Origin of the sequence: Staphylococcus sp. FSL W8-0774 (assembly GCF_038006785.1) — a bacterium.
Classification (GTDB): Bacteria; Bacillota; Bacilli; order Staphylococcales; family Staphylococcaceae; genus Staphylococcus; species Staphylococcus pasteuri.
In genome coordinates this window covers 1,448,185-1,461,507 of sequence record NZ_JBBOVW010000001.1, presented here as the reverse complement: position 1 = coordinate 1,461,507, position 13,323 = coordinate 1,448,185, and the positions used below count along the sequence as shown (strand labels likewise).

General features: G+C 30.7%; 9 protein-coding genes. 8 read left to right on the top strand and 1 reads right to left on the bottom strand.

The annotated features are described in order from the left end of the window. The first annotated feature begins 89 nt into the window (after window positions 1-89). From tkt to sbcC, 5 genes are all read left to right on the top strand, one after another. Complete coding sequence (tkt, locus tag NSQ15_RS07050) at window positions 90-2,078, top strand: transketolase (RefSeq protein ID WP_108000576.1); 1,989 nt, start codon at window positions 90-92, stop codon at window positions 2,076-2,078. Window positions 2,079-2,291: 213 nt separating this feature from the next. Then, entirely contained in the window at window positions 2,292-2,534 is a 243-nt protein-coding gene (locus tag NSQ15_RS07045) for a YneF family protein (RefSeq protein ID WP_029055399.1), read from the top strand. Window positions 2,535-2,730: 196 nt separating this feature from the next. Continuing rightward, complete coding sequence (locus tag NSQ15_RS07040) at window positions 2,731-3,198, top strand: CcdC family protein (protein WP_029055398.1); 468 nt, start codon at window positions 2,731-2,733, stop codon at window positions 3,196-3,198. 106 nt (window positions 3,199-3,304) lie between these two features. Then, a complete protein-coding gene (sbcD, locus tag NSQ15_RS07035; RefSeq protein ID WP_046466639.1) occupies window positions 3,305-4,429 on the top strand; it encodes an exonuclease subunit SbcD in 1,125 nt (374 codons plus the stop codon). 5 nt (window positions 4,430-4,434) lie between these two features. After that, window positions 4,435-7,464 (top strand): exonuclease subunit SbcC, encoded by a 3,030-nt coding sequence (sbcC, locus tag NSQ15_RS07030; RefSeq protein ID WP_154872701.1) that lies wholly within the window; start codon window positions 4,435-4,437, stop codon window positions 7,462-7,464. 75 nt (window positions 7,465-7,539) lie between these two features. On the opposite strand, the gene mscL is transcribed toward sbcC, so the two are convergent. Then, a complete protein-coding gene (mscL, locus tag NSQ15_RS07025) occupies window positions 7,540-7,896 on the bottom strand; it encodes a large conductance mechanosensitive channel protein MscL (RefSeq protein ID WP_017638422.1) in 357 nt (118 codons plus the stop codon). Between the two features lie 208 nt (window positions 7,897-8,104). On the opposite strand from mscL, the gene NSQ15_RS07020 reads away from it, so the two are divergent. From NSQ15_RS07020 to menI, 3 genes are all read left to right on the top strand, one after another. Next, the gene (locus tag NSQ15_RS07020; RefSeq protein ID WP_340747051.1) at window positions 8,105-9,745 is read left to right on the top strand and encodes a BCCT family transporter; all 1,641 of its coding nucleotides are present in this window, start codon (window positions 8,105-8,107) and stop codon (window positions 9,743-9,745) included. Window positions 9,746-10,043: 298 nt separating this feature from the next. Next, a complete protein-coding gene (acnA, locus tag NSQ15_RS07015; protein WP_217193883.1) occupies window positions 10,044-12,749 on the top strand; it encodes an aconitate hydratase AcnA in 2,706 nt (901 codons plus the stop codon). Between the two features lie 92 nt (window positions 12,750-12,841). Then, window positions 12,842-13,309, top strand: coding sequence for a 1,4-dihydroxy-2-naphthoyl-CoA hydrolase MenI (gene menI / locus NSQ15_RS07010; protein WP_017638425.1), 468 nt, complete (start codon window positions 12,842-12,844; stop codon window positions 13,307-13,309). The last annotated feature ends 14 nt before the right edge of the window (window positions 13,310-13,323 follow it).

Below are 13,323 nucleotides of genomic sequence, written 5' to 3'. Positions count from 1 at the left end.
AAAAATTTTTCAGATTTTTCTTTATGAATTTATATTAAAATAAGTTATAATTGGCATTAAGTATTATTATTAGAAGGGAAGAATATATAATGTTCAATAAAGAAGATCAATTAGCAATCGATACAATTCGTGCATTAAGTATCGATACAATAGAAAAGGCCAATTCAGGTCACCCAGGTTTACCAATGGGAGCAGCACCAATGGCTTACACACTATGGACAAGACACCTAAATTTCAACCCACAATCTAAAGACTATTTCAATAGAGACAGATTTGTATTATCTGCAGGTCATGGTTCTGCTTTATTATATAGTTTATTACACGTTTCTGGTAGTTTAGAAATGGATGAACTAAAACAATTTAGACAATGGGATTCTAAAACTCCAGGTCACCCTGAATTCAGACACACTGATGGTGTAGAAGTGACAACAGGACCTCTTGGTCAAGGATTTGCAATGTCAGTCGGAATGGCTTTAGCTGAAAGTCATTTAGCTGGTAAATTTAACAAAGATAACTATAATGTTGTAGATCATTATACTTATGTTCTAGCTTCTGATGGGGATTTAATGGAAGGTATTTCTCATGAGGCTGCATCATTTGCAGGTCATAATCAATTAGATAAATTAATCGTATTATATGATTCAAATGATATTTCATTAGATGGAGATTTAGATAAAGCATTCTCTGAAAATACTAAATCTCGTTTCGAATCATATGGTTGGAACTACATTTTTGTTAAAGATGGTAATGATTTAGAAGAAATTGATAATGCAATTAATAAAGCTAAATCTCAGCAAGGTCCAACAATCATTGAAGTTAAAACTGTAATTGGTTATGGCGCGCCTAATAAATCAGGTACAAATGGCGTTCATGGTGCTCCTCTAGGCGACGAAGAACGTAAATTAACTTTAGAAGCTTATGGATTAGACCCTGAAAAGAGATTTAATGTACCACAAGAAGTTTACGACATTTTCAATTCAACAATGTTAAAACGTGCTAATGAAAATGAAGAAAATTGGAAAAATAAAGTTGAAGAGTATAGTAAAGCTTATCCTGAATTAGCGGAAGAATTTAAATTAGCTGTAAGTGGTAAATTACCTCAAGATTACAGAGAAGCTTTACCTAAATTTGATGCAGATCATAATGCAGCTTCACGTGCAGATTCTGGTGAAGTTATTCAAGCGTTAAGTAAACATGTACCTTCATTCTTTGGTGGTTCAGCTGACTTAGCTGGTTCAAATAAATCAAATGTTAAAGAAGCTAAAGATTATGATAAAAATAATCGTGACGGTAAAAACATTTGGTTTGGTGTTCGTGAATTTGGAATGGGCGCTGCTGTTAATGGTATGGCTGCACATGGAGGTTTACATCCATATGGTGCAACATTCTTCGTATTCAGTGACTACCTAAAACCAGCTTTACGTTTATCTGCAATTATGGGATTAAATTCAACATTTGTATTTACACATGATTCCATCGCAGTTGGTGAAGATGGTCCAACACACGAACCAATTGAACAATTAGCTGGATTACGTGCAATTCCAAATATGAATGTGATTCGTCCTGCTGATGGTAATGAAACTAGAGTTGCTTGGGAAGTTGCTTTAGAATCAGAAGGCACGCCAACATCATTAGTACTTACACGTCAAAATTTACCTACTTTAGATGTTTCTGAAGAAACTGTCGAAGAAGGTGTACGTAAAGGTGCATATATTGTATATGAATCTAAAGAAACTCCTGAATATCTATTATTAGCAACTGGTTCTGAAGTAAGCTTAGCAGTAGAGGCTGCAAAAGACTTAGATGCTCAAGGTAAAGGTGTTAGAGTTGTTTCTATGCCAAACTGGTTCGCTTTCGAACAACAATCTGAAGAATATAAAGAGTCTGTTATTCCTTCAAATATTACTAAACGTGTTGCTATTGAAATGGCTTCACCACTTGGTTGGCATAAATACGTTGGAACACAAGGTAAAGTTATTGGTATCGATGGCTTCGGTGCAAGTGCTCCTGGCGATTTAGTAGTTGAAAAATATGGATTTACTAAAGAAAATGTTTTAAACCAAATTCGTGAATTTTAGTTAATCAATAATTTAAACTCAAATAAACTGCTAGTTAAGCTTATGCGAAACTAGCAGTTTTTAAATGTTAACTTTAATATTCAAAAGTACATTTAATATATATTGAAAATTTGTTATTATTTTTGATGTGCGTTATTTTAATATACAAATTTGTCTTGAAATAAATATTTGAATCTAGTAAAATTCATTAGGATAAAGAAAGTGGGTGAAACAATGGCAATTTGGTTAGCAATTATTTTAATTATAATAGCATTAATCGCAGGTTTAGCTGGTGGTTTCTTCTTAGCAAGAAAATATATGATGGATTATTTGAAAAAAAACCCACCTATTAATGAAGAAATGCTACGTATGATGATGATGCAAATGGGTCAAAAACCTTCTCAAAAGAAAATCAATCAAATGATGACTATGATGAACAAAAATATGGACCAAGGCATGAAAGGTCAAAAGAAATAAGATAAATATAAGTGGGGATTAAGTCAATGTTAACGTTGATTTAATCCCTTTTTTATGGAATAAAAGAAAATAAGTTAATTTATAAAATAGCCAGAATTTATTAATTTAAAAACTATGAAAATGACTTGATTTAATGATATACTAACACGTGATTAAAAAGAGTATTAAAGTTTAGAATATATGAGAAGGTGTAAGCGTGGCATATTTAGTATTTTCTATAGTAGTTGCATTCTTTATGGGTGCAATTGTTATTGTGATTCGAATGAAGGCACAAAAATTCCCAGTTAATGAAAAGAAAATTATATTGCCTCCATTTTTTATGGCAACAGGTGCTCTAATGTATGTAGTACCATATTTTAGATTGACTGGTACCGAGATTTTAGAGTCCCTTATTTTAGGTGTACTTTTCTCAACAGTGTTAATTTGGACATCTAGATTTGAAGTTAAAGGTAGTGAAATTTATATGAAACGTTCAAAAGCGTTTCCGATTATCTTAATTTCTCTATTAGTTATCCGTACTGTTCTAAAAATCTTTATTAGTAACGAAATCGATCCAGGTGAGATAGCGGGTATGTTTTTCTTATTAGCATTTTGTATGATAGTACCATGGAGATTAGCAATGTATTATCAGTATAAAAAAGTAAAAAAATCAATTGTTCATTAAATATATTATAGCCACTTATCTTTAGAGATGAGTGGTTTTTTACTTGATATATAGATTAAAAAATTATAAAATAGTTACGAACAAACGTTCTATTTGGAGGTAAAAAATGAAAATAATTCATACAGCAGATTGGCATTTAGGGCGAATTTTGAATGGTAAGCAATTGTTAGAGGACCAAAGGTATGTATTAGAACAGTTTATAAAGAAAATGAAAGATGAAGAACCTGATGTCATCGTTATTGCAGGAGATTTATATGATACTACTTATCCAGGTAAAGAAACGATAAAACTATTTGAAGAAACAATTTCACAACTTAATATTGAAATGAAAATACCAGTAGTTATGATAAGTGGAAACCATGATGGAAAAGAACGTTTGAATTACGGGGCAAATTGGTTTGAACATAGTAACTTATATATTAGAACAAAATTAGAAAGTATGATTGAGCCTATAAATATTAAAGGAGTTAATTTTTATACATTACCATTTGCGACAGTAACAGAAGTGCAACACTTTTTTAAAGATGAAACAATTCAAACACATCAACAAGCACTTGATAAATGTATAATGTATATGTCAAAAACGCTAGATAAGAGTAGCATTAATGTTTTAATTGGTCATTTAACTGTCCAAGGTGGCAAAACATCAGATTCTGAAAGACCATTAACTATTGGAACTGTAGAGACAGTGGAAAAAAGATCGTTTGATATATTTGATTTTGTACTATTAGGTCACCTACATCATCCATTTAGTATTAATGAAGATAGAATTAAATACAGTGGTTCACTTTTGCAATATTCATTTTCTGAAGTTGGACAACCTAAAGGTTATCGTGTTGTTAAATTTAATAATAAAGAAAATATAAATGATTATTTCGTTCCAATAGAACCAATGAGAAAGTTAGAAATAGTAGTTGGAGATTACGAAGATGTTATTCAAGAAAAGGTAGATATTACTAATAAAAATAATTACATACATTTTAGATTGAAAAATATGTCTCATATATCAGATCCAATTATCAATTTGAAACAAATTTATCCCAATACACTGGCATTAACTAATGAGACATTTGAATATTATGATGCAATCGACCAAATTGAAATAAAACAGGAAAGTGATATTTCGATTATAAATAAATTTTATGAAAACATAACCAATGAACAACTGAGTGATATTCAAGAAAAGAAAATTAATCAGATTATTAATAATTTGATGAGAAAGGAAGATTAATTAAATTGAAACCTGCTAAGTTAACTTTAACTAATTTTGGACCTTTCTTAAATGAAACAATAGATTTTCATAAAATAGATCAAAATCAATTATTTTTGATAAGTGGTAAGACCGGTTCTGGTAAAACAATGATATTTGATGCCATAGTATATGCGTTATATGGGGAAGCTTCAACTAAAAATAGAAAAGAAAGTGATTTAAGAAGTCATTTTGCTGATGGTAATTCAGCCATGCAAGTTACTTTTGAATTTGAACTAAATAACAAAATCTTTAAAATAGTTCGAACTGGACCTTATATTAAAGAAGGAAATACAACTAAAACACCAGCAAAGCTAAATGTTTTTGAATACAATGATAATGAATTTGATTTACGTGAAAGTATGGTGAGTGCTGGAAATCAATTTATTATTGATTTAATTGGCGTTAACGCTGAACAATTTAGACAATTATTTATATTACCACAAGGTGAATTTAAAAAATTCTTATTATCTAATAGTAAAGAAAAGCAAGGTATATTAAGAACTCTTTTTAATAGTGAAAGATTTGAACAAATTGAAAAAGCTTTGAGTGAAGATGTTAAAAATGAAAAAAAACAAATTGAAGATAGATATAAGAATATTGAAAGATTATGGAATGATATCAACACCTTTGACAGTGAAAGCCTTGAAGAATTAAAAACGATTAATGTTCAGCAAACTGAAAAATTAATAGATGCATTGCCAAAATTCAATGAATTCGGTAAAAAATTGGCTCAAAGTAAATATGAAGATAAAAATATTTTAGAGAACAAGATTTCAAAGATTGAACATAATTTGAATGAAAATAAAGAGCTGGAATCAAATTTAAAAGAATTAGAGAAAAACAAAAATCAATTTAATCAATTAAAAGAACAAGAAGAAAGCATCAATAAACAAAAGGAAAAGCTAAATAAAATCAACGAAATTAAACCTTTATCACAATTGCTTGATAGAAAAAATGAAACAAACAAAAAATTAAAACAAATAGAAAATTCTGTTGAAACATCTAAACAATCAATTAAACAGTTAAATCAAGAACAAGAGGACTATCAATACCAATTAAAAAAATTAACTGAAAGTGAAGCATCAATAAACAAAGAAAAAGCATATTTAGAAAAAACACATACTTTCTATGTTAATTTATCTAAATATGATTCAAGTTATAAAGATAAGGAAAAACTTTCATCTAAATTGGAAAAATTAAAAGAAAAGAAAGAGCAAGTTGAAAAAGAATTCTATCAATTAAAAGATTCTATTGATTCGAAAGACGTTGACTACGATGTAGTTGAACAATTATCTCAAGATATTTTCAAAATAGAAAAAAATATTCAAACAACTGAAAAGCAATTGGAAGAAGTAAAAACCAAAGAAAATCTAAATTCCAGAATTAATGAAATAAAAGATTCTAATGAGAAAACGGACAATGAAATTGAAAAATTAACCAATGCGATAGCTGATATCAATCAAAATGAAATTAATTTAAACAATAAAGAAACGTTAGTAGAACAATTACAGCAAGTTGTTTCAATAGGAGATACTTGCCCAGTTTGTGGTAATGAAATCACTTCTTTAGATCAACATATTGACTTCGAAAGCATTAATGAAAAGCAAAGGTTATTAAAGTCGTTACAAGAAGAATTAAATGAGCATAAAATAAACAAAGCTAAATTTGAAAATTCAATTAATCACCTTACTGAACAATTAAAAAATATTAATGTAGATGAAAAATCAATTCTCAATATAGATAAACTTAATACTCAACTTAGAGAAAAACAGGAAGAAAAAGTAAGACATCAAAAAGAAAATGACCGTATCTTATCAACAAATAAAAAAATTGAACAAAAAAAACAAGAAATATATGAAATAGAAAATGAAATAAAAGATACAAATGCAAAAATTGAACAATGTGAAATTAGAATTAATGATTTTGAAACGACATCTCAATTTACTAACATTAAAGAGTTTAAATTGTACTATGAACAATTAAAAAATAATGTTACTGAATATGAACAACTAACCGAGAAGTATAAACATGCCATGAGTGATACTTCTCAAAAACTAAGTATTGAAGAAAACAATGTTAAGCATCATACCACTTCATTAAATGAAAGCCAAGATGAACTTAAACGAACTCAAAAAGAAATTGAAAATGAAATGAATAGATTAAGTTTATCTTCAATAGAACAAATCCAAAGCATTATAGAAATCGTTAATGAAAAGGAATCAATCGAGAAAGAAATTAATGATTTTAATAAACAATTGCATATGTATGAAGTAGAAATAAATAGGCTAACGAAGCTAGTTTCAGATAGAAATTTGGAAGATATCGATAAAATACAAGAAAATCTATCAAAGACAAAAGAACAATTGAATCAATTAAATAATGAGATAGCAACGCTAGAGTATCAAATCAAATTAAATGAACAAAAAGGAAATGAAGTTGAATCTAATATAAATTACTTGAATAAAGAGTTAAAAGAACAACAAGATATCTTTAATCTGTCTGAAATTTTGTCAGGTAAAAATAGTCAAAAGTTAACCTTAGAAAATTACGTTCTTGTATATTATTTAGAAAAAATCATCGCTCAAGCTAATATTCGTCTTGCAACTATGAGCGGTCAAAGATATCAGTTACAAAGAAGAGCAGCTTTATCACAAGGGTTTAGTGGTCTTGAAATTGACGTATTTGATTTTTACTCAAATAAATCTAGACATATAAGTTCGTTATCAGGAGGGGAAACGTTCCAAGCGTCATTAGCTTTAGCATTAGGTTTAAGTGAGATTGTACAACAAGAATCTGGAGGAATTTCATTACAATCTATGTTTATTGATGAAGGATTCGGTACTTTAGATCAAGAAACACTTGAAACAGCACTAGATACATTAGTTAATTTGAAATCTACAGGTAGAATGGTAGGAATCATATCTCATGTAAGTGAATTGAAACAACGAATACCACTCATTTTAGAAGTGACATCTAATCAATACCAAAGCACAACACAATTTAAATGGAATTAATAATCATAAAATTATAAAAAAACGTTTTATCAACTTCTATAAATTAGGTTGATAAATCGTTTTAATTAATAATTATTAATTTTTTTCTCGTAATAAATCTCTGATTTCTGTTAAAAGAACAGTGTTTGCTTCTAATTCTTCTTCTGGTTCTTCTTTTCTCATTAATGTATTTGCGATTTTCACAAAGATAAATAATGCAAAAGCTATGATTATAAAATCAATTATTGATTGTATGAATAAACCATATTTAATTCCCCAGAAAGCCCAGTCCTCTGCGAAATTGACAGAACCAAATATTTTACCAATTAATGGCATAATAATGTATTGGACTAATGCAGTGATTATTTTATTAAATGCAGCGCCCATAACTACAGCTACAGCTAAATCTAATACATTGCCTTTTAATGCAAACTCTTTAAACTCTTTAAGCATATAAAAAAATCCTTTCATAACAATATAATCGTCATTATACATCATATAATTAATTTAGAAAATAGTAATTTTAATCAAATTTGATTCTAATATGGAGCTTTGTTATCCTATAGTAGTGTTTTAGTAAAGTTAATTGTTTTAAGATAAAAAAATAATAATTTAATTTTACTAGTTTGAAAATTTAATAATAAGAAGGGAGTAATTAATTATGAATTCTTCTTCTGAAGAAAAAAATGGTAAGAAGATTTCTCCGGTGTTTATCTACAGTGCCATTGTCGCAGCAATTGTTGTGTTAATTGGTGCCATTTTCCCATCTCAATTTGACACGGTTACTAATGAAGTCAAAATGTGGATTACTGATAAACTAGGTTGGTATTACCTAATATTAACTACAGTTATTGTTTTCTTCTGTATTTTCCTAATCTTTAGCCCTATAGGGAAACTTAAGTTAGGTAAACCAAATGATAAACCAGAATTTAATACAATTTCTTGGTTTGCAATGTTATTCAGTGCAGGAATGGGTATTGGTTTAGTTTTCTATGGTGCAGCTGAACCTATGTCACACTTTGCTTCACCACCTGATGCTGATCCAAAGACTACTGAAGCATATACAGAAGCGTTACGTTCTACATTCTTCCATTGGGGATTCCACGCATGGGCAGTATATGGTGTAGTAGCATTAGCACTTGCATATTCTCAATTCCGTAAAGGTGAACCTGGTTTACTTTCAAGAACGCTAAGACCACTTTTAGGAGATAAAGTAGAAGGACCTATTGGAACATTTATTGATGTTTTATCTGTATTTGCTACTTTAGTAGGTGTAGCTGTATCACTAGGTATGGGTGCATTACAAATTAATGGTGGTTTAAGTTACTTATTCGGAATTCCAAATACAACTTGGGTTCAAGCAATTATTATCGTTGTTGTAACGATATTATTTATCGCTAGTGCTTGGTCAGGTTTAAGTAAAGGTATTCAGTATTTAAGTAATTTAAATATTGGTTTAGGTGCCATATTAATGATTATTACATTAATCATTGGACCAACTGTATTAATCCTTAATATGATGACAAGTTCAACAGGTAGCTTGTTAAATACATTCTTATTCAATAGCTTTGACACTGCAGCATTAAATGGTCAAAAACGTGAATGGATGTCAACATGGACATTATACTATTGGGGCTGGTGGTTAAGTTGGAGCCCATTCGTTGGTGTATTTATTGCCAGAGTTTCAAAAGGACGCTCAATCAGAGAATTTATTTCAGGTGTACTATTAGTACCAGCAATTGTAAGTTTCATCTGGTTTAGTGTATTCGGTGTTCTTGGTATTGAAACAGGTAAAAAACATCCAAAATTATTTGATATGACTCCAGAAACACAATTATTTGGTGTATTCCACCACGTTCCGTTAGGTATAGTGTTATCATTCATAGCACTTATTTTAATTGCTTCATTCTTTATCACATCAGCTGACTCTGCAACATTCGTTTTAGGTATGCAGACAACATTTGGTTCATTAAATCCAAACAGTGCAGTTAAAGTAACTTGGGGAATTGCTCAAGCACTTATTGCATTCGTTCTATTATTAGCTGGTGGCGGAGATGGAACAAAAGCACTCAACGCGATTCAGAGTGCCGCCATTATTAGTGCGTTCCCATTCTCCTTTGTCGTCATACTGATGATGATAAGCTTTTACAAAGATGCCAACAAAGAACGTAAATTCTTAGGCTTAACATTAATGCCTAATAAACACAGATTAGAAGAGTACGTTAAATATCAACAAGAAGATTATGAATCTGATATTTTAGAAAAACGTGAATCAAGAAGAAACCGTGAAAGAGAAGAATAATTCAATAATTAATTCTTTTAGAAATGAGTGAAGATACTACCGGCTCTATATAGGGCTGGTAGTATTTTTTTATCTATAAAAAATGAAAACTAATACTTGCGATTGATAACCATTCTCAATTAATAAAATTTACTTATTGCACTAACGTCTTATGATAAGTTTTGCTTATACTACCTGATTAAAAATGCGAAATGAAAATCGACGTCTTTCTACTCTTATATAGTTGTTTTCGAAAACATATAATAATACAATTTAAATAAGGCATATAAAATATAAAGATTTTCAAGGGGGATATCAAATGGCTTCTAATTTTAAAGAAACAGCAAAGAAACAATTTGATTTAAATGGCCAATCATACACATACTATGATTTGAAATTATTAGAAGAACAAGGTTTAACTAAAATTTCTAAATTACCTTATTCAATTCGTGTATTATTAGAATCTGTATTACGTCAGGAAGATGATTTTGTAATCACTGACGATCACATTAAAAAGTTAGCAGAATTCGGTAAAAAAGATAATGAAGGTGAAGTACCTTTCAAACCATCTCGTGTTATTTTACAAGACTTCACTGGTGTACCAGCAGTAGTTGACTTAGCGTCTTTACGTAAAGCAATGAATGATGTTGGTGGAGATATTAACAAAATCAACCCAGAAGTACCAGTAGATTTAGTTATTGACCACTCTGTACAAGTAGATAGCTACGCTAACCCAGACGCATTAGAACGTAATATGAAATTAGAATTCGAAAGAAACTATGAACGTTATCAATTCTTAAACTGGGCAACTAAAGCATTTGACAATTATAATGCTGTACCACCTGCAACTGGTATCGTTCACCAAGTAAACTTAGAATATTTAGCAAATGTTGTTCATGTCCGTGACGTTGAAGGTGAACAAACTGCTTTCCCTGATACATTAGTTGGTACTGACTCTCATACAACAATGATTAACGGTATTGGTGTATTAGGTTGGGGTGTCGGCGGTATTGAAGCCGAAGCAGGTATGTTAGGACAACCTTCTTACTTCCCAATTCCAGAAGTAATTGGTGTTAGATTAAGTAATGAATTACCTCAAGGTTCTACTGCAACTGACTTAGCTTTACGTGTAACTGAAGAGTTGCGTAAACGCGGTGTAGTAGGTAAATTCGTAGAGTTCTTCGGTCCTGGTGTAACAAACTTACCATTAGCTGACCGTGCTACAATCGCTAACATGGCGCCAGAATACGGTGCAACATGTGGTTTCTTCCCAGTTGACGAAGAATCACTTAAATATATGAAATTAACTGGCCGTAAAGCTGATCATATTGAACTTGTTAAAGAATATTTACAACAAAATAATATGTTCTTCCAAGTTGAAAATGAAGACCCAGAATATACTGAAGTAATTGACTTAGACTTATCTACAGTACAAGCTTCATTATCTGGTCCAAAACGTCCACAAGATTTAATTTTCTTAAGTGACATGAAAACTGAATTTGAAAAATCAGTTACAGCACCAGCTGGCAACCAAGGTCATGGTCTAGATGAAAGTGAATTTGATAAACAAGCTAATATCAGTTTCAACGATGGTAGAACAGCTACTATGAAAACTGGTGATATAGCAATTGCAGCTATCACTTCATGTACAAACACTTCAAACCCTTACGTTATGTTAGGTGCAGGTCTTGTAGCTAAAAAAGCTATCGAAAAAGGCTTAAAAGTACCTGAATATGTTAAAACATCATTAGCTCCAGGTTCTAAAGTTGTTACAGGTTATTTAAGAGATTCTGGATTACAAGAATATCTTGATGATTTAGGTTTCAACTTAGTTGGTTATGGTTGTACAACATGTATCGGTAACTCTGGTCCATTATTACCAGAAATCGAAAAAGCTGTTGCTGACGAAGATTTATTAGTAACATCTGTACTTTCAGGTAACCGTAACTTTGAAGGTCGTATCCATCCATTAGTTAAAGCTAACTACTTAGCTTCACCACAATTGGTTGTTGCTTATGCTTTAGCTGGAACTGTAGATATTGACTTAGAAAATGAAGCTATTGGTAAAGGTAAAGATGGCGAAGATGTTTACCTTAAAGATATCTGGCCAAGTATTAAAGAAGTTGCTGACACAGTTGATAGTGTAGTAACACCAGAATTATTCTTAGAAGAATATGCAAATGTTTATGAAAATAATGAAATGTGGAATGAAATCGATGTAACAGATGCACCACTATATGATTTCGATCCAAATTCAACATATATTCAAAATCCATCATTCTTCCAAGGATTATCTAAAGAACCAGGAACAATTGAACCATTAAAAGACTTACGTATTATGGGTAAATTTGGAGATTCAGTAACAACTGACCATATTTCTCCAGCAGGTGCAATCGGTAAAGATACACCAGCAGGTAAGTATTTAATTGACCACAATGTTCCAATTAGAGAATTCAACTCATACGGTTCTAGACGTGGTAACCACGAAGTAATGGTACGTGGTACATTCGCTAATATCCGTATTAAAAACCAATTAGCTCCAGGTACTGAAGGTGGCTTTACAACTTATTGGCCTACAGACGAAGTTATGCCTATTTATGATGCTGCTATGAAATATAAAGAAAATGGCACTGGCTTAGCTGTATTAGCTGGTAACGACTATGGTATGGGATCTTCACGTGACTGGGCTGCTAAAGGTACAAACTTATTAGGAGTTAAAACAGTTATCGCTCAAAGTTATGAGCGTATTCACCGTTCAAACTTAGTTATGATGGGTGTACTTCCATTACAATTTAAACAAGGTGAATCAGCTGATTCTCTTGGTTTAGAAGGTAAAGAAGAAATTTCAGTAGATATCGATGAAAATGTAAAACCTCATGATTTAGTTACAGTTCATGCTAAAAAAGAAAACGGAGAAGTTGTTGATTTCGAAGCAATGGTTCGTTTTGATTCATTAGTTGAATTAGACTACTATCGTCATGGTGGTATCTTACAAATGGTATTAAGAAATAAATTAGCTCAATAATAAAAATCAACTGTGCTAACGTTTAGGTTAGCACAGTTTTTTTATGCTAAAATACATATGTAATGTATAAGTTAAGGAAGGATTGGAATTCAATGATTTATAGTTTGACTGAAATTGAACCAAGATATCAAGAAACAGATAAAATGGGTGTGATTTATCACGGTAATTACGCAACATGGTTTGAAGTTGCCCGTACAGATTATATTGGGAAATTAGGATTTAATTATGCTGATATGGAAAAGCAAGGAATCATTTCTCCAGTTACCGACTTAAATATTAAATATAAAAAATCTATTTTTTATCCTGAAAAAGTAACGATTAAGACATGGGTAGAAAAGTACTCAAGGTTACGTTCAATATATCGTTATGAATTATTTAACGAACAAGGTGAACTAGCTACAACAGGTTACACTGAATTGATTTGTATGAAAGCTGATACATTTAAACCTATTAGATTGGATCGTTATTTTGCTGATTGGCACGAAGTATATAGTAAAGTTGAAGCTTTAAATAAAGAAGGTATAGATGAAGAAGTAACAAATGGTATCGATCATTTGTAATTAAATTAGCATCA

Excerpts from the sequence above, each read along its gene's own strand:
- tkt (WP_108000576.1), top strand. The coding sequence starts at position 90 with ATGTTCAATAAAGAAGATCAATTAGCAATCGATACAATTCGTGCATTA.
- NSQ15_RS07045 (WP_029055399.1), top strand. The coding sequence starts at position 2,292 with ATGGCAATTTGGTTAGCAATTATTTTAATTATAATAGCATTAATCGCA.
- sbcD (WP_046466639.1), top strand. The coding sequence starts at position 3,305 with ATGAAAATAATTCATACAGCAGATTGGCATTTAGGGCGAATTTTGAAT.
- mscL (WP_017638422.1), bottom strand. The coding sequence starts at position 7,896 with ATGCTTAAAGAGTTTAAAGAGTTTGCATTAAAAGGCAATGTATTAGAT.
- NSQ15_RS07020 (WP_340747051.1), top strand. The coding sequence starts at position 8,105 with ATGAATTCTTCTTCTGAAGAAAAAAATGGTAAGAAGATTTCTCCGGTG.
- acnA (WP_217193883.1), top strand. The coding sequence starts at position 10,044 with ATGGCTTCTAATTTTAAAGAAACAGCAAAGAAACAATTTGATTTAAAT.
- menI (WP_017638425.1), top strand. The coding sequence starts at position 12,842 with ATGATTTATAGTTTGACTGAAATTGAACCAAGATATCAAGAAACAGAT.